This window comes from Mucilaginibacter gynuensis (assembly GCF_039541195.1).
GTDB classification, from domain to species: Bacteria; Bacteroidota; Bacteroidia; order Sphingobacteriales; family Sphingobacteriaceae; genus Mucilaginibacter; species Mucilaginibacter gynuensis.
This window is the reverse complement of record NZ_BAABFT010000003.1, coordinates 456,057-477,091: the sequence shown is the minus strand read 5'-3', so window position 1 is coordinate 477,091 and position 21,035 is coordinate 456,057. Positions and strand designations below refer to the sequence as shown.

Here is a 21,035-nt window from a genome sequence, read left to right as displayed (position 1 = left end):
AGGTGGTCTGGTTCATCAGAATCTCCAGCTTATCCGTTAAATGATCAAAAAGATCATTACATTTTGCTTAGGGGATTATACGTTGATTTTACGAAAAAAAAAGATTTTTTTTAACCTTTTTGAAAAAAAATGGCTGATAAGGTTAAAATCACGAATCTGATCATTAGATCAAGTGAATAGCCTTTAAAGACCAACTTTCCAACTAGGGCTATTACGGCTAATTATACCTCATTTTCTGTTATTCCTACTATTCGGGATGTTGGAGAAAACGGACATTTGTTCTATATGGCTATAGAGAACTCAACAACCAAAAGATCATTTCTTGAATTTTTACCCGTAAGCTTATTCGGTGGGGTAATGGGCCTTACCGGTCTGTGCTTTTCCTGGAGGCTGGCATATAAATTATGGCAAGTTCCACCACAGATCGGGGAAGGGATAGGTGTCATAGCTATACTCTCATTTTTACTTTTGACCATAACTTACATCTTTAAGTTACTCAGGTTTGGCAACATCGTTAGGACGGAATTCGACCATCCGGTTTCGGTAAGCTTTTTTGCTACATTCATTATTTCCCTTCTATTATTGCCAGGTATAATTAAACCTTATTACCCGTTTTTTGCTTTTGCGATCTGGTTGTTGGGGGCAATATTGATGTTTTTCTTTGCACTCCATGTGATCAGAAAATGGTTGGATAACCAACAACAGCCTGAGAATGCCATGCCAGCCTGGATATTGCCGGTAGTAGGAACTTTGGATGTTCCGATAGTTGGCAGTTCTTTTGACTTTCACGGAGCAAGGGAGATCTGTTTCATTTTTTTTGCCATCGGTATCATTTTTACGATCATACTCTTACCGGTCATCTTTTCGAGGCTGACCTTCCAGGCTCAGCTACCCGTGGCCCTGCAGCCGACCATGCTTATCCTGACCGGCCCGTTCGCACTGGCATTTTCGGCTTATTCCAATCTTCATGGGTCCCAGGATCTCGTCAGTACCATATTTTTTTATTTTAATATATTCCTGCTCTTTATATTAGGCAGTAAGATCGCTCATATTCCCAAGGCATGTCCATTCAGGGCGACATGGTGGTCAGTCAGCTTTCCTTTGGTCGCTATTACGATCTCGGTCTTTAGATATCATGACCACAGACCCGATATTCCGCACACGGTCTTCGCCGCCCTTATGCTTGTTGGCAGTACCATAGTGATCGGCTACCTATTATGCCAAACCCTTTACCGGATCGTAACGGACTCGTTTGACTCCTGAGGACTGAAGTTTCATGATCAAAAGCGTAAGTCAGGTAATATGAATAAGAATAGACCTCTATGGAGCGATAATTTGGCAAATGAACGCACATTTTTAGCGTGGATAAGGACCGCGGTGTCGATCATGGGTTTTGGTTTCGTTGTTGTGAAATTTTCGATCTTTCTAAAAGAAGTCTCCCTTGCTATCAACCTTCCCCGGCCCGAACTTGTCCGTCCTTCCGTCAATTCGCACATCGTCGGAATTTTACTCGTCAGTTTAGGAGCCGTTATCATCGTTTTTTCCTATTTGCGGTATCGCGATACCGATTCCGCTATTGAAAATGGGAATGATGATAACCCTAAAATACTTATCAAATTACTTGCGGTGGTACTGTTTTTCATCGGTATCATACTGTTGATCTACCTATTACTTTCCACTTAGTACGATATCCCAGGACCCTTTTTGTTTTGAAATGAATCAAGGACCGCTAAAAAAATGCCGGTAGGAATTTTCCTGCCCGGCACAACCGAATAGATAAATAGCCCTATTTTAAGTGGGCTCTTAGGAACCAGGCCATTTCCTCATGTTCTTCCATCAATCCAGTTAAAAAATCACTTGTCCCTGCATCCGAATGATCGTTGGCCACAGGGTCAATATTGCCCCGGATGAACTCGATCACGGTTTCATGATCCGCCAGCAGGTCCCTTATGAAACCAATGGAATCGTTCTTTCTCTCAGAGTACTCGGTCAAATGGGTCAGTGCTAAAAAATTCTTTAATGTTGCCGGGGCATAATGACCTATTTTACGTATTCGTTCTGCAACCCTATCGATGAAATCGTCGATCTTTTCATACTGTTCTTGAAAGAATTTGTGTTTAGACAAAAAATCTTCTCCCTCGATATTCCAATGGGCATTTCGTGTTTTTGTATAAAGTATATACTCATCAGCAAGCAACTTGGCCAGTTGTTCCGAAACTACCTGTCTGTTCTCCTTTGTTATTCCTATTTTAGCATCCATTTTTTTTATGTTTTGTATTTAAATTTTGAAGTTATCGCCAATCAGGTTTATAGCAAACCTTCCGACCTTTTCTATAGTATCAGAAATCTTCTGATGTGCGAGGTACAATGATCTCCAGGTCGCACAATATTTCCCTGTTAATGCGAAAATCGAAAATAGCCACATCCATTTGATCCTTTCATTTAGCAGGATCGACATGCTTGATCTCCTTAGTTTTTTGCTGAGCTACAACAAGTCCATCAGGGGCACTCGTAGTATAGAACCTGGTGAAAAAATATTCTTGTCCATTCTCGGCGTTTTCTTTTAGCCAATTCTTGCCGTCTTCTTTGGATTCAAAAGGAGGACCGAATGGACTGATCGCAGTTACCGGATAATTTCCGACCTGAGGTACCAGGTCCGTTGCCTTGACCCTTAATATTTTAAAGTATTTTTTCATGATAGATGTATTTTCATTTAGACACGCCGGTCGACTTGACGGCTGTAACAAAAGTAGTGGTTATCATTCCTCATACAGTGGTACAGATAGTTCACAAAATTGTACCGCTGCAATAGAACGATAAACTGTTGAAATAAACGAAGATCGTCTAAAATATGGCGATCAAGAACCTTGGCTTACGTTACTCTGGTCAACCGAACAGGGTGGTGCAACAAGAACTACGATAAAGTCCGTGGCGTCATTGAAAAGTGTATTGGCGGATCCAATTAATATCGAGCAGGGCATTGTCGAACTAATTTTTGACCATACCTAGTGATCGATCGTAGAAGCCTATGCAACAGGAATGAAAATATTGTACGGCTGGTGGATGAACTCGCAAGATGCAACATTTAGTATAAGGATGATGCTTATTGTTCTGAGAGATATTTATGAACGAATGAAATTGCCATAGAGCCCTCTCCAACAGCAGAGGCCACTCTTGCCATTGCTCCGGCGCGGACATCTCCCGCTGCAAAAATACCGCGGCAACTGGTTTCCAATAAGTAAGGGTCCCGTTGGTTTTTTTCGTTCGTTCGGTCTCGTTCTATCAACAGGTCTCTGCCGGTCAAGATGTACCCCTTGTCATTTCTGGCGACATTCGCTTGGATCCAATCTGTATATGGTTTTGCCCCAATAAAAATATATAATGCGGCCGCCGGTAAACATTTCGTGCTTCCGGTGGAAATATTGCGAATAGTGACTTCCTGGAGATGCTCCGTTCCCTTGACGCTTTCGATCTCTGATTCCGTGATAAGGTATATATTTTTAATATTATCGATCTGTTCAATAAGATAAGCGGACATGGTCTCGACCAGGCTGTTCCGCCTGACAACGATATAGACCGATCGAGCGAAGTTGGAAAGATATACGGCAGATTGTCCGCCGGAATTCCCACCACCCAACACGACTACATTTTTTCCCCGGCAGGCATAAGCTTCGGTCATGGCAGATCCGTAATAGACACCGGCGCCGGTGAATCGGTCTATGCCCGGGGCTTCAAGGCGACGGTAGTCAACACCGGTCGTAATTACTATAGCCCTGGTGATGATCTCCTTCTTGTCCTCCAGCACAACGATCTTATATTCATCCTTCAAGCGGATATCGACCACCCTGCACGGCGAAATAAATTCCGCCCCCAAACGGGTAGCCTGAGTGATCGCTCTTTGTGTAAGATCCGCGCCGCTCAGACCGGCGGGAAAGCCGAGGTAGTTTTCGATCCGGGAACTTGTTCCGGCCTGTCCTCCGGGGGCTTTACGTTCGACCAGAACCGTTTTCAAGCCCTCAGATGCCCCGTAAACAGCGGCTGCAAGTCCCGCAGGACCAGCGCCAATGATGATCACATCATATAATTCATAACTTAATTGGGCTGATCTCCCGGTCTTGGACGCAATTCCTTGTATGCTCGGCCTGGATTGAAAACTACCGTCCTCGTAAATGATCACCGGCAACATTGACTGTGAAAGGAGGTTTTCCTCCAGGAAAGTATGCGCTTCGTTATTTGTTTCGATATCAAGCCAGCGGTAGGGAACTAAATTTCCGGCCAGATAATCTTTGATCTCATGTGAATGTGGTGAATACTGATAACCAATTATTTTTATGCCTCTGAAGTCTGGTATAAACGCTCTTTGCCAATCTTCCAAGAGATCGGTCAGTACAGGGTAGAGCCTTTGTTCCGGCGGATCCCAGGGTTTTAGCAGGTAATGATCAAGTTTTATATCATTGATGGCATCGATAGCGGCATTTGTGTCCGAGTACGCGGTCAATAATACTTTCTTTGCGTCCGGGAAGATCTTCATTGCCTGACGGAGGAATGATACACCTTCCATCTCGGGCATACGCTGATCACTCAGTAAAAGGGCAACTTTTGCACCGGACCGTTTGAGGTCTGCCAGGTCGCGGAGGCTTTCTTTAGCGGATGCCATACTGATGATCTTGTAAGCTTTACCGTATTTGGACCTTAGATCTTTGGCAAGCGTCCTTAGTACTTGGATATCATCGTCCACAGAAAATATAATGGGTTTTTGCATGATCAGATCTGTTTGTTTTCAATAGGAAGTCGTACGGTAAATGAGGTGTTTCCGGGAACTGATGCTACTTCCATGCTGCCCGAGTGCTGTGCGATGATCATATTGACAATCTCCAGGCCGATCCCGGTCCCTTTTCCGATCTCTTTGGTCGTAAAAAAGGGGTCGAAGATAAGTGTACGTATGTCCTCCGGAATTCCGGTCCCGTTGTCTTTGATCGTTATGGTAACTTCTTCTTTGTCAAGCCGGGTAATAATGGACAATACCCCATTCTTTGTGAGTTCCATGGCATCAAGCGCGTTATCGATAAGATTGGTCCATACCTGGTTAAGCTTTCCAACGAAAGCACAGATCTCTGGAATGTCGAGTCCAAAGTCCTCAATAAATGAAATATTGAGCCTTTTGAGCTTGTGCTCTAGAAGCATTAGCGCGTTCATGATACTGGAATGAAGATCTACAAACTGCCGGTCAGTACCCCGGTCCATATGCGTATAGCTTTTGACAGATTGAACAAGTTCAGAGATACGTCTAGATGCCCCCCGGATATTCAGAGCTGTCCGCTGAGCTTCTAAAAAAGCACCGATCCAATTCAATACCCAGCATAGGTCATTGCCAACAAAATGTGCTGACAGATCCTTAAGTCCATCAACGCCGACCCCGAACTCTGCGAATTTTTCTGCCAGTTCGTCACAGTCCTCTTGTCCCTCGTCTTCCAGCCATTCGGTGATCCCAAGTTCCAGCACTGTGCGCTCTTTAAGTGATATAGAACGCTCATCCTCGACTTTATCTTCTAGTTCCTTCAATTTAAGCACTACAGTTTCTCGTTTCTTGTCTTCCCTCAGCCTGTTTGTTAATGTGCCGATATCTGACGGGATAGATCTTAGGTAATTTAAGATCTCGGCCGCACCGCGAACATTGGCTGCCGCCGGGTTATTGATCTCGTGTGTGATACCAGCGGAAAGTTTACCTAACGCGGTCATTTTTTCGTTCTGTAACTGAAAAGAGGTCATATAGCGTATCCTGTTGCACATAACATGTACCAGTGCCTGGGTCAACTCATAGTGCGAAGCGATCATGTCTGTGGTCTTGGAAAGTGGCAGCACCAATACCTTTACCCGTTCTTTAGCAAAAATGTGGACGGAGGTACGGTAACTACGTGAATAAGGCAGGTAGCCGGTGATCTCTCCACTGTACAGGACTCCGATCTCGTGTTTTATTCCTGCTTGGTAGCGGCAGACAGCACAACTTCCGCTGAATATGAAATATGTCCCTGTGAGTTCCTCTTCGGGCGAACACAGTAATTGACCATCTGAAAGTTCCAAAAGCGAACATTCATTGTATAACCAGGTCAACTGCTCAGAAGGGACTTCTGATAAGGCTTCAAATCCATGTAAAATTGCCGATTCAAGGATCATAAGCTATAAATGACTTTTAATACTTTCAGGTTACACCAGCCAACTTTTATCGGGAGATCAACCAGACAAAGTTATGTTTACGTATTTGCCGTTCGTGGTATCAATAAAGGGTATTGTAGTACTGATGAAATAAGACCGAGCCCAGCTCCATGTTAGTTCGTTTCCGGATCTACGTCGCTGATCAAATAGCGATGCGATGAACTTATAGCCTGAAATTCATCGAGATATACGGATACCATCCCTCATTGGAATATCCGGCCAACGCTTGTATCACAGTTAGGCCGGCGGGGCAGAAATAGATCCCACCTCCGGTACCCTGATGCCATTTATCTGACGATTCTCCTTTTACCCAGACCCTACCTACGTCATAGAAGCTTGTGATCCCCAACTGTCCGCGAACGATGTAACTGGCGATATCTGTAAGTTTAAAACGCGCCTGCAAATTATTATAAAACGCATTCTGACCGGCGAACCGATATTTATGGTATCCGAGTAAATTACCCTGACCTCCTAGGTACAGCGATTGATAGTAAGCAGGTTTCCCTACAGTTATGCCCCCGCCGACCCTGTCTGATAAGACGAAGGTACCGCTAGCATTTAAACTTTGATAATAGGTAAATTCCGGTGTAAGCTGTCCGTAACTGTCAGCGCTGGAGTTTAAACCTTTAAAGCCGGAAAGGTTCACGGTCAATAGATAGCCTGCAGATGGCAGTATTTCGTTGTTGCGCTGATTGTTCGTATAGTCGAATTTTAGCCCAAGGTGCACCTTGTCATGCCTATAGGTGGTACTGTCGAATGAGTTACGCAGGGCATTCGGTGTATTGATGAAGCGGTTGTCATTTATGTCGGTATTAAAGTGATAATATTGAAGAGAGGGACCTGCCATTAAAGTATGGCCCTTGCCGACATGTAAGCGCAAAGCAGGATCTAGGGTATAAAGGTCTAATCTTGTCCGGTAATAGCGATGGTAATCTCCAGATCTGTCAATCCTTGTTTCGTTCCCTCTGCTAAAGAAATTCATTTTATTGTCGGGGCCCATCAGGTCTGCCTTCAGCACGATATCTGCGCTGCCGGCCGATCTGATCCACTCACCCTGGTATTGTATCCTGAATGCATCGGTTTCAAAAGAGTGAGAGAGCATCAAAGATTGGATATTGCTGTATGCTCCCTTCCTAAAACCGTCCACGCCTTTGTAACGGAATCCCAGTCCCAGTAAAAATCCGTCATCTGCGTTGATCGCGGCGGACACGATCGGCATCCAGATATTATACAGGTCAGTGGGAACAAAGCGGTTATTTAACGTATCATTAGAGAAATGTGTGATCGCGCGGCCGGTTAGTCCAGATATTTTTGTGCCAGGCATCGGTGCGTAAATTCGGATCGGCCTTTTTGTGGCAACAATTCCGATAGTATTGATACCGGTACTGTCGATGATCCGCAATTTGATCGGGGATATCGGAGCATTGATCTTGACCTGGTCAGCACCACCGGACGTGTAAAGCCGTAATTCATGGGTGATCTTCGGGTCATAGTGTATATTCCAAAGATCATCGGTTTGGTCACTTTTCGGAGCTTTGACTATTTTGACATCCAATCCGCCGTCGCTCGCGTCGGTGATAAGGATGTTTTCGCTTTTACTTGTCGTTCTGAGATCAGCGATCCGGTTAATGAACCGGTAATATTCTGCCATTGCTTCATGCAGATGATCACGCCGCATTTTAAGTTTTTGCAAAAGTTCAGCATGACGGAAAATATAAGTTGCTGCAGGAAGTCTTTTCAAGCCGGCCTCTAACACACTATCGGATTCCGCTTTTATGAACTCATCGGTAATATGCATCCACTTTGCATAGCTGAACTGTTGGTCAGGGAAAGACTTGATGAATCGTGTTTTGTATAGCGACCATTTCACGCGCGGGATCTCGCCATTGAAATCCCCTAACACAGGGTCTAGCCAGCTTACCGATGCTAATAACGGGAAAAGGCCCTGCGTAACATGTAGTACCTGGTCCCTGTCTCTCGGTACCGGAATGAACATGGTCTGACTGCCGTTCACCGAGTCTTTGAAGCGCCATTGATCTTCGTGGCGATCCCAATCGCCGATCAGCAGATCAAGCAGCCTCGCCTTTAGCATGACTTCCCCGTCCAAACGATTATCATAAGTTTTGATCAGTTTTTCCTCGGTTTTAAAGGTGCTTTCCGAATGGCCGACCGGTTCACGCTCTTCGAGCAGACAAACCATTCCTGCGAATTTTTTTTTGTATTCGCCGAGTGCAGGATCATCAGCTACAACCCCGATCACAGGATCGGTATGGGGGACGCCGACCGCCTCAGCCAAAGGCGGAACTATCAGTGCGGAATAAGGATGCTGAGCGCTGAATTCATCACCTACCCAATCTACGGCAAACGTGCCCAGCATACCGGCAGGGACCAACTTGTCCGGGATCTTTTCCACGGAACGTAATACCCATTCTTTGCCATTGGCATCTTTTAAACGAAGCGATGTGGATTGCATGCCACCACCTTGCTTGACAGGCTGAAGCCCCCCGTTCCATTGCGAAATACGAATGACCGGTAGTTTAACGGGCATGGCCCATTCCTTACGGAAATTTTCTCCGAACAGCCAACGGTGGACCCCGCTTACATTATCATAAGCAGGATGGATCGCAACGATCGTACTATCTTCGCTAGCTTTCACCGGCTGGTGTTCCTGCGCACTGACGGAGGATACCCCTAAGGTAAGGATCCCTATTATTAAATATTTGAACATGATGGTATATCGGGGGTGTAAATACTTTTCCCGAGACACTCATAACCAACTCCAATGCCATATATTTAAATACCTAAAAATCAATAACTTGATATAAAACAAGGCAAAATGAGGCGATATTTCGCATCAAAAATGGTAAATGTCGCGAATTACCATATCGCCCCGCTGATCGATCTTGAAAACTCCTGGCGTCAAAAGCGCTCATACTATCGCGGAATATCTTAACCTATTTCTTAAAAAACTTTTTGAATAGCATCCGGTCATAGGGTTTACCGCCTCGATTTACGTATCAATTCAAACGGTTTTTTTTGAATTCCAGCGGCGTAGTTCCGGTGTTTTTTCTGAAAAGCCGATTAAAATAGGATGTACTTTCAAACCCAAGTTCATATGCGATCTCTGAAACGGTTTTCTCACCAAGCTTTAATAAGTTCTTCGCCTCAGAGATCAACGTAAGATGAATGAGTTCCATTGCCGTCTTGCCGGTTTCTTGCTTTAACAGATCACTCATATATCGTGGCGAAATAAAAAGTTGTTCCGCCATATAGTTCACGGTCGGCAGCCCCTGTTCTTTGATGATGTGGTTACCAAGGTAGTTTTTCAGCACTTCGTTAAACCTGGAGACCGTTTTACCAGAAAGCTGCCGGCGGTCTATAAATTGTCTCTTGAAATAACGCTGGCAATATCTTAAGATCGAGGCGATGTGTCCGAGAATGATGCCCCGACTATATTCGTCCGGGTTATTATTGTATTCATTCTGAATATTATCGTGCAACTCCCAGATCACCGACTCTTCTTTTGGCGATAAATGTAAGGCTTCATCCGTTTCGTAATCAAAAAAGCCATATTGCTCGATCGCATGGTGGAGTTCATGCCCATTCAGATAGTCCTCGTGGATCAGTAACATAAATCCTTCTTCTTCGAATTCCAAGCCTTTCATCTCAATGATCTGCCGGGGTTTGGCGAAGAACATCGAGCCATTTTCATGATCGTACCTGGTCCGGCCATACATGATGTGTCCTGCCTTTATCTTCTTGAACGCGATCAGGTAACAATCAGACGTGAACTCCCGGTTCCCCAGCTTACAATCTTTCATAGTGCCGAGAATGTGAAATAATGGGTGCTCGGGTAACGGCCATTGGTTTTCAAGCGACATTTCGGTAAGAGACGAATAGTGTATCATTTTAAAATTGTAACGTAAATTTAGTGATCCTGGGCTTACAATCGTTCGGGGCAGGGTCTGCTCAAGCTAACCTCATGTTTTGTAAATGTTCTATGTTTACTAGGTGACACTGTTTTCAGGCAACGGCCGCAGGTTCTTTTATTGCTTTACTTTTTTAACATTTACAAAAACGGCGACAGCCGCAGCCATAAGCAACGCGATGATCAGATTGATATAAGCAAATGAATGCGCAGACCTGATGTTAAATAAGTTTATCAGGCCATATCCTACGACCGAACTGATCACATAAATACCACCACCGGTAAGACCGCTAGCTGTACCAGCGCTTTGTGTAAAACGCTGCAGACAATACGCATAGACGTTGTTAAACACAAAGCCGGAAATAACATGTAACGGTAAAGTGAAGCCTACCAGGATCCAAATGTTCTCAGTGTATGCCGTTGTGAGTACCATTCCCGCAACGAGTAACAGCAAAATAACGGTAGCGGGGACGATCTTAAAAAGTAAAGGTTTATTGATGAGTATTTTTGAAATGATGCCTCCGCTCATCAGGGCAATTCCCGAAGCAAGGGAACTATAACCCGATACCAGCGGGCTAAGCCCATACTTTTTCTCAATTATGAAAGGGCTGACCATGCCGTAGACCACCAACAGGGAATAACTGAAACCAATGATCAACAAACCCAGTGTGAAGTCGCGCGTACCCAGCATCATCCGGTAAACCTCGGCAATATCTGCCCGTTTAAAAGCACGGGAGGTCTGCAAGGTTTCTCCGGTATATCTCAATTCGAAAAACAATACCAGTGCAGTTAGTGAACCAAGCAGGTAAAAGTTTGATCGCCAACCGAAATGTGTTTCCAGGTAACCGCCGATGAACGGCGCAACGATCGGGGCTGTGGCCCAAACGATAGAGAAAAGACTGGTATAGTGTTTCAGCTGTTCCCCACGGTACATATCTACGAAAAATGCCCGCTTACCTACGATGATCAGTGATACGGTAATACCCTGAACGATCCGCATCGCGTAGATGACCTGAATGTTGGGGATCGTTGCAATGACAAAACTGGCTATTGAAAAAGTGATCAATGCTGCGACGTTGATCCTGTACCTGCCAAAACTGTCCAATATGCTCCCAATAAATAGCTGACTGATCCCGGAACTGATCATAAAAAGCAATAAGGTCACTTGAACTGACCTCATGCTTACGCCAAGTCCCTGGGCCATAGATGGCAGCGAAGGGATATATATGTCCGTGGTCAGACCGCCTAACGGAATAAGGATAAATGCCAGCAGGGTGCTGACATGAAGGAATTTTAAACTTTGCTGTTTCATTGATCAAGATCTTCTTGGTGCGTAGAATGGGATCTGACCCGCGGTCAGATACCGCAGGTCAATTAACCATGGGCGGCTATGGCAACATGATCCCATGACTTCCAGGTGTGCAGTTTTTCCGCATATACTCTTTCTGTCTTTGGTAAGCCGACCTTGCCGAGGAATAAACGCAAAGGTGGTTTCGTTTCATCGATCAGCTGAAGAATAGCCGGAACAGTTGCTTTCGGGTCGCCATAATCTTCTGGTAAAAGGCCTTCAGTGTGCGCAAGTGACGACTTCAGATCGTCGTAGGCCGGGATCGATCCGCTTTGTACGGCAGAGGTTCCTCCGAAATCTGTGGTGAAACCGTTCGGTTCGATCAATGTAACTTTGATCCCGAATTGCTCAACTTCGCTTGCCAGCGCTTCGCTTAAACCCTCAACAGCAAATTTGGTCGCATTATAGATACCGAGCGTAGGTAACGTCCATATACCTAAAACACTTGATAACTGTATGATATGGCCATGTTTCTGCTCTCTGAATATATGGACCGCACCTTGGGTCACCCAAAGTGTTCCGAAAACATTTGCTTCAAAAATATCCTTTACCGCTTGCTCATCTACCTCTTCTATAGCGCCAAACAATCCGTAGCCTGCATTATTGATCACGACATCCAGTGATCCGAAATGTTCTTTCGTTCGCTGTACTGCTGCTATTGCAGCGCTTCTGTCCGTAATATCCAGTTGGATCGGTAAAAAACGCTCACCATATCTTTCTTTTAAAGTTTGATAGGCATCCGCGGTCCTTGAGGTTGCTGCTACATTATCTCCCCGTTCCAATAATGCTTCTACCCATAGTTTACCGAATCCCATTGAAGCCCCTGTGATGAAAATCGTCTTTGCCATCTTGTTCTATTTTTATTGTTTTTCGTGTTCTGTTAATGAATAAGACAAAGGTACCGGGATCCACGCCCTTGCATTAGTCCAAATCAGCTGAAGAATAGTACAGAAAAACGTTTATCGGCTTGCTGCTGTTGCCGATTGGTGACCTTCCCAAGATACAGGCTAATGATACAACAGAGTGCTCTATCTGTACAGATCTCCGTTGAAATGATAGGTTAATTTTGATCTCAAGTTCAATAAGGAAAAAATGTCACCGATCCAAACAACAATCATCGATAACCTGGCTATCCGTTATGCAGCCAGCATTTCAGGCTTTGCTGAAAGTATTTTATTGCTTAATCCCTTACCTGAGAGTATCTGGGCGTTTGAACCGATATGGGATAAACTCGCGGAAAAATTCAATGTGATCGCTATCGATCTTCCCGGATTCGGGAGATCCCAAATAAGGGAAGCGCTTTTGAGCCCCGTGGTTATGGCCGGCTTTGTAAAAAAAGCTATCGACCATTTCGATCTGGGTCCGATGCATATTGTAGGCCCTGATGTCGGATCGAGCGTAGCTATGTTCGTCGGTCAATATCATCCGGATAGGATAAAAAGTGCGGTCGTTGGCAGCGCGGCTTGCGTGTTACCTATCTGTTCCGATGGGATACTGACCGGGATGATACTCGACCCTGATATGGATACGCTCAAAAGTTATGGGTCAAAGGCTATCATTAATGGCGCGCTGGCCAACATGACCAGCTATCAATTGTCGCATGATGTGCGTGAAGACTACTTGGTCAGCTATGAAGACGGAAGATTTTGGGACACTATGAAATTCTTAAAATCACTGCCAGCCGGTCTTTCAAAGTTGGACATGGATAACCTGCGGTTACCTGTGCTCATCATCTGGGGGGAAACCGACCCTCTAGCGATATTAAAAAATGGGGAAATTCTCCATGAGAGGTTACCGAACAACGAGTTTCATGTACTGCCTTCCGGGCACTACGCCTGGGAAGACACACACGAAAGTTATGCGGAACTGATAACCGAGTGGGTCAGTAATGGATACAAACGCGATCACACATACTGACCCGGTAAAATGCTGGTCCCGGCTAGCTGGTAATGCGAAATGATCGGGAAGTATAAATTAAAGCCGGTACCTTTAGGTACTGGCTTTGATATCGAACAATTTACTTTAACACTTTTTATTTTCAGATCCGGCGGACCTTCTTTTGTTTTAAATAAAGTTAACTGGTAGCCTAGTAACGTATTTTCGATACCTTTTTCATCAGGCCCAGCAACTCCCGCTGGAAAGATATTCCCTTATCCTTGTTGTACCAGTTTTGTATATCGATATGCAATTTCCCATCTTCTTCCTGATTATTCTTCAAACGATCGTAAAGCGCTTGGCAACGTTTGGGCCGGGGGCCCCAAACTAAAAGATCGGTACCTGTTTTTTCCCTGATGATCAGTTTAGGGATGGACCTACTAGTGCCAGTGAGATATCTTTCGATCAAAAAAGGTTCATGATCACGCCGTTGTATCTCCAGATCGATCATAGGATTATCTTGAGTTAGTTTTACGACAAAAGGCAGTATGTGTGCAGCGTCTCCACACCACGGTTCTGTAATAAAGATCCATTTCTGGGGCTCATTTAGCATATCTGTCATCGCCTCCAGATCAGGATCGACATCACCGATCTTCATCCAGCGTTGATGCCTGCTGCAGTTCAGCCGGACATAGTTAAGATACTCAGGGTTATCGTAGGGGGCGTTCAACTCAACCCCATTCAGAACAGATTTAAAATAATGGATATAGGCTTTTAAAGTCATATTGATTACTTTTTACCGGTCTATTTATCAGACTTTAATAATACCGGAATCGTTATTTTTGAATAATTATATCAGAGGAATGTTGTATTACCTGCCTCCTCCGAGTGACCGGTAGAGGTCGACCACGGCATCCAGCCGTGACCTTCTCACGATAGCGAGATCAAGTTCGCTTTGAAGTACATTTTCCTGCGCCGTTATAACCTCAAGGTAATTGGCCAGGCCGTTCGAAAACAGTAGTTGCGCATTGCGTGTAGCCGAATTCAGCGTTCTTGCTCTTTGCTGAAGGAATAGTTCTTCCTCCTTGAGTTTGTTGATACTGATAAGAGCGTCTGAAACATCACCGACAGCGAGCAGTACAGACTGCCTGAAGGCGATGACGGACTGCTCCCGACGTACAAGTGCCGTTTGATAAGCTGTTCTTAACTTACGCTGGTTGAGAACTGGCTGGGTGATCCCGCCGACCACGGTTCCGAATAAGGACGCGGGAATGTTGAACCAGTTACTTGCTTTAAATGCATCCAGCCCGCCTTGCGCGGTGATCGTGAGTGAAGGGTACATGTTCGCTTTAGCATAACCGACCAACGCATTGGACTCTGCCAAGGCTAATTCAGCTTGCCGCACATCCGGACGCCTTTTGAGAAGATCCGAAGGGATCCCGGCGTTCAACTGATCATTAACTTCAAGATCTCGTAAGCCTCGCTTATGCAAAACCGGGCCCGGGAGCCTGCCACAAAGGATACTAAGCGCATTTTCCTGGATGTTAAAAGCTTGTTCGAACTGCGGGATCAAACGCTCAGCAGCCAGTTTTTGTGTTTCCGCGCGTTGGACCGCAAGTGAAGATACTTGTCCGGCATTATACTGAAGCAAGATGATGCTGAGTGTACTGTCGTTCAACAGGACATTCCTTTTGGCGATCGCGATCTGGGCATCAAGCAGTAGCAGGTTATAATAACCTTTGGAAACATTATTGATCAGTTGCGTTTGCAATAATTTTCGGGCTTCCCCTGATCTCAGGTAGGTTGCCAAAGCCGCAGCCTTTCTGCTTCGGACCTTTCCCCAGATATCAGCCTCCCAGGATAATGTAGGCGCAAGTGTATAATCCTCCACATGTTTCTGCCCCAAAAAGGAAGTCAGCGATAAACCGTTAAGACTGTTGTCCGAGGGGCGGTTGGTGGAAGCTGTTGCCTGGACCCCGATGATCGGGGTATTTCCCTGCTTGGCCTGTCGCAGCTGAAGATCGGCCGCTTCGATGTTCCTGATCGCGATCAGCAGGTCATTATTTCTGTGTAAAGCTGAATCGATCAGGTCTTTGAGCTCCTGTTCGACAAAGAAAGTTCTCCAATGGACATCTCCGGCCGATGTGCTGTCCGCGGTATTATCGGCATTGTTGCGGAAGACGGCCGGCAATACGGCATCAGCCTTCTCGATATCTTTAGCTACTTTACATGCCGACCAAACACCTGCGGTTAGCAAGGTGCCTACAGCGATCAATATATTCTTTATCTTTCTCATGGTCATTATTGCATCAGGGTTTCCGGTTGGGTGTCTTCAGTTCGTAATTGTAGATCCACATCTTTTTTACTGACCTTCTCCTGGAATCCTTGAAAGATGACGAACAGTACGGGGATGACGAAGAGACCGATCACTACGCCGAACAACATACCGCCAGCGGCTCCGATACTGATAGAATGATTACCGTTCGCCGATGGACCGGTCGCGCGCATCATCGGGATCATGCCGACAACAAATGCCAGCGAGGTCATAATGATCGGGCGGATCCTCAGACCGGCTGCTTCAATAGCCGCATCGACAAGTGTTGAACCGGAATTTCTTCGCTGGACCGCGAATTCAACGATAAGGATAGCATTTTTGGAAAGCAATCCGATCAGCATGATCAGAGCGACCTGGACATAAATATTGTTTTCTATGCCTGCCATTCCGATGGCTGTAAAGACGCCGCAAACGCCTATCGGGATAGAAAGTATGACCGCGAAAGGTAATATATAGCTTTCATATTGCGCAGAAAGAAGAAAGTAGACGAAAATAAGGCACAGGCCGAAAATGACCACAGCCTGGCTCCCGGAGCTGATCTGTTCTCTGGTCAGACCGGAAAATTCCTGAGTATAACCTTCTGGTAAGTATGTTTTAGAAACCTCTTCTACTGCTTTGATGGCATCACCCGAACTAAATCCTTTTTTGGGGGCGACAGAGATGCTGATCGAATTGAACAGGTTATATCTGGTCGCAGATTCCGGACCATACACCCGTTCAAGCTTCACGAGCGTTACGATCGGGACCATTTCATTCCTTTGATTTTTAACGTATACACCCTGGAGCGTGCTAGGATCTGTTCTGTCTTTAATATCAGCCTGGGCAACAACGCGGTAATACTTACCAAAACGGTTAAAATCCGAGGCTTGGACACTTCCGTAGTAGGCCTGCATGGTGGTGAGGATATCGCGTATGCTGACACCCAGTTGTTTGGCCTTCAGCTTATCGATCTTCATATTGAATTGCGGATAGTTCGATCTGAAAGTAGTATAGGCAAAGCCTATTTCTTTCCGCTTCATCAAGGCGGTTATGTAGTCATTTGCAACTATGGCAAATTTGTCCAGTTTAACATCGCCGGTCCTGTCTTGTAGAACAACATCCAGACCTTCCACATTACTAAAGCCAGGAATAGAGGGAAACTCGAAAACGAAAGGCTCAAGCCCCTTGATATTATTAAGCCTCTGCTGCGCCTCGGCGAGGATCTCGGCAACAGTGTTTACCGGGCCTCGTTCTTCCTTGGGCTTGATAATGATGAAGATCGCGGAAGCAGAAGGGCTGTTTGACGAGGTCAGGAAATTCAGACCGGAAAGAACATTGACCGCGGCGACCTGGGGCATTGTACTTAAGGTTTCTCTTGCTGCGGCGTTTAGCTCCTTCATACGCTCCAGGGAAGCACCGGGCTGCATATTGATAGCCACCGCAAGAAATCCTACGTCCTCGGTAGGGATGAATCCGGTCTTCGTTTTCCGGATCAACAAAACAGTGCAGACAATAATACCGGCAAGTATGCCGATAATGATCACTTTTCTAGGCATCAGGAAATTAAGGATGGACGTATAACGATCGGTCAGCTTTTTAAAGCCGACGTTGAAGGCCAGGAAAAACCTGCCTGAAAAGTTTTTCGGTCTTTCGTTATGTCCGTTTTCTGCCGAGTGGAGATCCTTTAAAAGCAGCGCGCATAACGCGGGGCTTAGGGTCAGTGCATTCACTGCTGAAATAACGATCGCGATAGCCAGTGTGAAGGCGAACTGGCGATAGAACATACCTGTAGATCCTTTCATTAGGCCGATCGGTAAAAACACAGCGGACATGATCAGTGTAATAGAGATGATCGCGCCGGTGATCTCATGCATCGCTTCCAGGGTTGCAGGTGCTGGCTTTAAATGCTTATGCTCCATCTTCGCATGCACCGCTTCTACCACCACGATCGCATCATCTACCACAATACCAATGGCCAGGACCAGTGCGAAAAGCGTCAGTAGATTCACCGTGAAACCGAACACATTCATAAAAAAGAAAGTTCCGATAATAGCAACGGGTACGGCAATAGCCGGTATCAGCGTAGAACGAAAATCTTGCAGGAATAAAAAAACAACGATGAAGACCAGGATAAATGCCTCGATCAACGTATGTTTAACTTGTTCAACCGACATATCAAGCGCTGTTTTCGTACTATATACACTCAAATTGTGCATACCTCTCGGGTATTTGTGGCTTACTTTTTCAAATAATTTATTGACCGCGATCTGTATCTCATTGGCATTTGCACCGGGTAATTGCGAGATCAGCATGGTGATCGCAGGCTTCCCGTTAACAAGGTTCTCACTGTTATAAGTGTAAGATCCGAACTCTACACGGGCGACATCTTTAAGTTTCAAAAGAGAGCCGTCATTATTGGCCCGTATCACAAAATTGGCGTATTCGTCAGCGGTAGTTAATTTACCATCATATTTAATAACGTATTCGAACGCCACGTTACTGGCTTCCCCGAATTTTCCTGGGGCGGCCTCCAGGTTTTGATCATTAATGGCATCCAATACTTCTTTTGTCGACATATGATAAGCGGCAAGCTGATGTGGTTTAAGCCAGATCCGCATAGAGTACTCTTTACTGCCACTCATGATCGATGCCTGACCGACCCCGGCGATCCTTTTCAGATCCGGTATAATATTGATGTTGGCATAGTTGGCTAAAAAAACCTGGTCATAGTCTTTATTTTCGCTGTAAATAGTTACCGCTTGCATCAGACTGTTCATTTGTTTGGAGGTTACGATCCCGCGTTGAACGACCTCTGCAGGCAACTGACTGGTTGCCTGAGAAACCCTGTTCTGCACATTGACAGCAGCCTGGTCCGGATCTGTACCGGATTTGAAAAATACCGAGATGACCAGCGAGCCGTCATTACTGGACACCGAACTCATATAGGTCATGTTATCTACGCCGTTGATGGCTTCCTCCAGCGAAGGTGCGACCGAACGTAAAATGGTTTCGGCGTTGGCTCCGGGATAATTAGCGGTCACCTGTACAGCGGGTGGCGCGATATCGGGAAATCTTTCCATCGGGATCGTATAGATACCCATGACCCCGAGGATGACCAATATGGCAGAAACTACTGTCGCCAATACGGGGCGTTCTATAAATCTTTTAAGCATAATCCAGAAGTTAATTGTTTTTGACAAGACGCTGTGCGGTATTGGAAACAAGTTCGGGTTTGACCGTATCTCCATCTTGCAGGTGATCAAAGCCTTTTGTGACGATCCTTTCACCTGCTTTCAATCCATCTTTTACCAGGTAGCTTTCACCTGTCTTTCCGAAGATGGTGATCAGGCGTTTTTGTACCTTATTATCAGGCTGTATCACGTAGACGAAAATTTTGTCCTGCATCTCTCCCGTAGCTGACTGTGGTATGATCACTTTGCCTGCGTATCCGATACCCATCCTGATCTTGCCCGTATTACCGGATCTCAGCAAGCCGTTCGTGTTTTGAAAAGTTGCACGGATGGTGATCGCGCTGGTATTTTTGTCGAATTGTCCATCGAACAGATCGATCTTTCCTCTAACGGAATAGATACTATCATCAGCAAGTATCAATTGTACAGGTGGAACACGTTTTACTTTTTCCGCGATGGTCGTTCCGCCGTATTGTTTCTTGAATTGGATAAAATCAGTTTCACCGAACGCGAAATAGACACGGACCTGCTCAACATCTGACAGGTCAGTAAGTGCTGCAGGATCATTTGGTCCTACCAGACTTCCCTGTTTTTTTAACAGGCGACCGATATACCCGTTACAGGGGGCCTTGATCAGGGTATAACCCAAATTGATCTTTTCGGAAGCAATAGCAGCATTTGCCTGATCGACATTGCCCTGTGCTGTTTCCTTTGCTTGTTGGGCAGTTCTTAATTGATATTCTGAGACCACCTTTCCCGCCACCAATGGCGTTAATTTTTCGATCTCTAATTGTGCATTGGCTAATGCGCCATGTGCTGATCGCAACAAAGCTCTCGCATTGTTCAATTTTTCCAAGAACGGAGCCTGGTCGATCTTGAATATAGGCTGTCCCTTGGTCACAAAGGCCCCTTCATCAACAAAGATATTTGTCAGAATGCCGCTAACCTGAGGCCGTATTTCGAGATTTTCTTTCCCTTCTATAGAGGCAGGATAATCATTGTAAGTGATACCAGATCCTGATTGCACCTGAAGCACAGGAACTTGCAATGGTTCAATGGTTTGAACTGGCGCGCTTCCTGAACATGCAGTTAGCAGAACGCAAGCGATAACTAAATAAGTTAAGTATCTCATGTTATGTCGATGTTATGATAGGCCAAAATTATATTGAGGGAGGTCCGGTTTTATTGCACATATAGCTGCATTTATGGTATGACTTTCAGTAATACTTAAAATGTTTTTATGATGACGATCAGGGCTTTGCCTGTTAGATCAGATATTAAACAACAACATCAGATCCATTATGGGAATACGAAATGACCGGGCGGCAGATCAACCACATGCGATAATTTCAGCGGGTTAGCGGATCCTGAGTGTAAGGGAAATAATGGGCTGTTTTTTTTTACGAGGGCTACGCGTAGATCATGGCAAATTCCATCACAGATAGTGGACGGGCTTGTGGTTTGTTAGGAGTACGGCAGTGGTAGTCCATCTATTACACGAAACTCTTACCTGCTGGAGCCGATCGACGAGGTTCAGGATCCCCCGAGAACGGATGACCTTGTCGGATGAAAAAATGGCAATAAACATCCATGGATCGACCATTAAATCAGGAGTATCTATAAAATAATTCGGACCTTGACGGTACGTTATTTTGCCGTTCCTTGAATTGTAATAAAGGCAAGATGAAATAAAAGGTTTGGGGATGCTAAACGTTTTTAAAACGGTAATGCAAATGCTGAATGACCTTCGCTTCGTCATCAGAAACTGAAGGTCCATAACCGGTGACCAAGATACCTTTGTTACCGCACGATGTCGCCAAAGCGAAGACCAAAGCTTCATCTGCGGGATCGGAAACACCTTCATACCGGTAAAGGTCAATGATCTCCAGTTCATCCGCCGTAAACGTTTTGCTTCCGGAATTCACGAAAGTGCCCGAAATATTAAAATCGCTAACAAATCCATCCGCTCTCAGTTTTCTTATCGCTTCTGAAACGGTCTCATAATGGAAATTTTCTTGCATGGTGTTAGAATTTGATATTTAAGTGTCAGGCCGTCTTCGCCTTGAAATGGTATGCTCTGCCGACGGGGAAGATCGGGCTTGTACCGATCTTCCCTATGCGACTTGGTGATAATGTTCTACAAACGGGGTGATAACCTGAGCGATG

General features: G+C 45.3%; 16 protein-coding genes. 3 read left to right on the top strand and 13 right to left on the bottom strand.

Translation table 11 applies throughout. The annotated features are described in order from the left end of the window. Window positions 1-285 precede the first annotated feature (285 nt). Together ABD894_RS08295 and ABD894_RS08290 are read left to right on the top strand one after the other, a co-directional pair. Complete coding sequence (locus tag ABD894_RS08295) at window positions 286-1,263, top strand: SLAC1 anion channel family protein (RefSeq protein WP_345210542.1); 978 nt, start codon at window positions 286-288, stop codon at window positions 1,261-1,263. 39 nt (window positions 1,264-1,302) lie between these two features. Continuing rightward, entirely contained in the window at window positions 1,303-1,683 is a 381-nt protein-coding gene (locus tag ABD894_RS08290) for a YidH family protein (RefSeq protein WP_345210541.1), read from the top strand. 103 nt (window positions 1,684-1,786) lie between these two features. Here the strand turns inward: ABD894_RS08290 and ABD894_RS08285 are convergent, their stop codons facing one another. The 8 genes from ABD894_RS08285 to ABD894_RS08245 all read right to left on the bottom strand — a co-directional run bounded on the left by ABD894_RS08285 (window position 1,787) and on the right by ABD894_RS08245 (window position 12,337). Then, on the bottom strand, window positions 1,787-2,260 hold the full coding sequence (locus tag ABD894_RS08285; RefSeq protein ID WP_345210540.1) for a Dps family protein: 474 nt from the start codon (window positions 2,258-2,260) through the stop codon (window positions 1,787-1,789). 178 nt (window positions 2,261-2,438) lie between these two features. Next, on the bottom strand, window positions 2,439-2,696 hold the full coding sequence (locus tag ABD894_RS08280) for a hypothetical protein (protein WP_345210539.1): 258 nt from the start codon (window positions 2,694-2,696) through the stop codon (window positions 2,439-2,441). 407 nt (window positions 2,697-3,103) lie between these two features. Further along, on the bottom strand, window positions 3,104-4,762 hold the full coding sequence (locus tag ABD894_RS08270) for an FAD-dependent oxidoreductase (protein ID WP_345210538.1): 1,659 nt from the start codon (window positions 4,760-4,762) through the stop codon (window positions 3,104-3,106). Window positions 4,763-4,764: 2 nt separating this feature from the next. Further along, entirely contained in the window at window positions 4,765-6,174 is a 1,410-nt protein-coding gene (locus ABD894_RS08265; RefSeq protein WP_345210537.1) for an ATP-binding protein, read from the bottom strand. 202 nt (window positions 6,175-6,376) lie between these two features. Further along, entirely contained in the window at window positions 6,377-8,941 is a 2,565-nt protein-coding gene (locus ABD894_RS08260) for a BamA/TamA family outer membrane protein (RefSeq protein ID WP_345210536.1), read from the bottom strand. Window positions 8,942-9,230: 289 nt separating this feature from the next. Beyond that, window positions 9,231-10,094 (bottom strand): helix-turn-helix domain-containing protein, encoded by an 864-nt coding sequence (locus tag ABD894_RS08255; protein ID WP_345210535.1) that lies wholly within the window; start codon window positions 10,092-10,094, stop codon window positions 9,231-9,233. Between the two features lie 165 nt (window positions 10,095-10,259). Continuing rightward, on the bottom strand, window positions 10,260-11,453 hold the full coding sequence (locus ABD894_RS08250; protein WP_345210534.1) for an MFS transporter: 1,194 nt from the start codon (window positions 11,451-11,453) through the stop codon (window positions 10,260-10,262). A gap of 62 nt (window positions 11,454-11,515) precedes the next feature. Next, complete coding sequence (locus ABD894_RS08245) at window positions 11,516-12,337, bottom strand: SDR family NAD(P)-dependent oxidoreductase (RefSeq protein WP_345210533.1); 822 nt, start codon at window positions 12,335-12,337, stop codon at window positions 11,516-11,518. Between the two features lie 244 nt (window positions 12,338-12,581). On the opposite strand from ABD894_RS08245, the gene ABD894_RS08240 reads away from it, so the two are divergent. Further along, window positions 12,582-13,406 (top strand): alpha/beta fold hydrolase, encoded by an 825-nt coding sequence (locus tag ABD894_RS08240; RefSeq protein ID WP_345210532.1) that lies wholly within the window; start codon window positions 12,582-12,584, stop codon window positions 13,404-13,406. Window positions 13,407-13,575: 169 nt separating this feature from the next. Here ABD894_RS08240 and ABD894_RS08235 read toward each other — a convergent pair whose 3' ends face one another. The 5 genes from ABD894_RS08235 to ABD894_RS08215 all read right to left on the bottom strand — a co-directional run bounded on the left by ABD894_RS08235 (window position 13,576) and on the right by ABD894_RS08215 (window position 20,890). Then, window positions 13,576-14,148, bottom strand: coding sequence for a thioredoxin family protein (locus ABD894_RS08235; RefSeq protein WP_345210531.1), 573 nt, complete (start codon window positions 14,146-14,148; stop codon window positions 13,576-13,578). Window positions 14,149-14,235: 87 nt separating this feature from the next. After that, window positions 14,236-15,660 (bottom strand): efflux transporter outer membrane subunit, encoded by a 1,425-nt coding sequence (locus ABD894_RS08230; protein ID WP_345210530.1) that lies wholly within the window; start codon window positions 15,658-15,660, stop codon window positions 14,236-14,238. 5 nt (window positions 15,661-15,665) lie between these two features. After that, the gene (locus ABD894_RS08225; RefSeq protein ID WP_345210529.1) at window positions 15,666-18,851 is read right to left on the bottom strand and encodes an efflux RND transporter permease subunit; all 3,186 of its coding nucleotides are present in this window, start codon (window positions 18,849-18,851) and stop codon (window positions 15,666-15,668) included. Between the two features lie 10 nt (window positions 18,852-18,861). Then, a complete protein-coding gene (locus ABD894_RS08220) occupies window positions 18,862-20,001 on the bottom strand; it encodes an efflux RND transporter periplasmic adaptor subunit (RefSeq protein ID WP_345210528.1) in 1,140 nt (379 codons plus the stop codon). Between the two features lie 574 nt (window positions 20,002-20,575). Beyond that, entirely contained in the window at window positions 20,576-20,890 is a 315-nt protein-coding gene (locus tag ABD894_RS08215) for a hypothetical protein (RefSeq protein ID WP_345210527.1), read from the bottom strand. Window positions 20,891-21,035 lie beyond the last annotated feature (145 nt).

Bases quoted from the DNA above. Each gene is read 5' to 3' on its own strand.
- ABD894_RS08295 (WP_345210542.1), top strand. From the start codon at position 286: ATGGCTATAGAGAACTCAACAACCAAAAGATCATTTCTTGAATTTTTA.
- ABD894_RS08290 (WP_345210541.1), top strand. From the start codon at position 1,303: ATGAATAAGAATAGACCTCTATGGAGCGATAATTTGGCAAATGAACGC.
- ABD894_RS08285 (WP_345210540.1), bottom strand. From the start codon at position 2,260: ATGGATGCTAAAATAGGAATAACAAAGGAGAACAGACAGGTAGTTTCG.
- ABD894_RS08280 (WP_345210539.1), bottom strand. From the start codon at position 2,696: ATGAAAAAATACTTTAAAATATTAAGGGTCAAGGCAACGGACCTGGTA.
- ABD894_RS08270 (WP_345210538.1), bottom strand. From the start codon at position 4,762: ATGCAAAAACCCATTATATTTTCTGTGGACGATGATATCCAAGTACTA.
- ABD894_RS08265 (WP_345210537.1), bottom strand. From the start codon at position 6,174: ATGATCCTTGAATCGGCAATTTTACATGGATTTGAAGCCTTATCAGAA.
- ABD894_RS08260 (WP_345210536.1), bottom strand. From the start codon at position 8,941: ATGTTCAAATATTTAATAATAGGGATCCTTACCTTAGGGGTATCCTCC.
- ABD894_RS08255 (WP_345210535.1), bottom strand. From the start codon at position 10,094: ATGTCGCTTGAAAACCAATGGCCGTTACCCGAGCACCCATTATTTCAC.
- ABD894_RS08250 (WP_345210534.1), bottom strand. From the start codon at position 11,453: ATGAAACAGCAAAGTTTAAAATTCCTTCATGTCAGCACCCTGCTGGCA.
- ABD894_RS08245 (WP_345210533.1), bottom strand. From the start codon at position 12,337: ATGGCAAAGACGATTTTCATCACAGGGGCTTCAATGGGATTCGGTAAA.
- ABD894_RS08240 (WP_345210532.1), top strand. From the start codon at position 12,582: ATGTCACCGATCCAAACAACAATCATCGATAACCTGGCTATCCGTTAT.
- ABD894_RS08235 (WP_345210531.1), bottom strand. From the start codon at position 14,148: ATGACTTTAAAAGCCTATATCCATTATTTTAAATCTGTTCTGAATGGG.
- ABD894_RS08230 (WP_345210530.1), bottom strand. From the start codon at position 15,660: ATGAGAAAGATAAAGAATATATTGATCGCTGTAGGCACCTTGCTAACC.
- ABD894_RS08225 (WP_345210529.1), bottom strand. From the start codon at position 18,851: ATGCTTAAAAGATTTATAGAACGCCCCGTATTGGCGACAGTAGTTTCT.
- ABD894_RS08220 (WP_345210528.1), bottom strand. From the start codon at position 20,001: ATGAGATACTTAACTTATTTAGTTATCGCTTGCGTTCTGCTAACTGCA.
- ABD894_RS08215 (WP_345210527.1), bottom strand. From the start codon at position 20,890: ATGCAAGAAAATTTCCATTATGAGACCGTTTCAGAAGCGATAAGAAAA.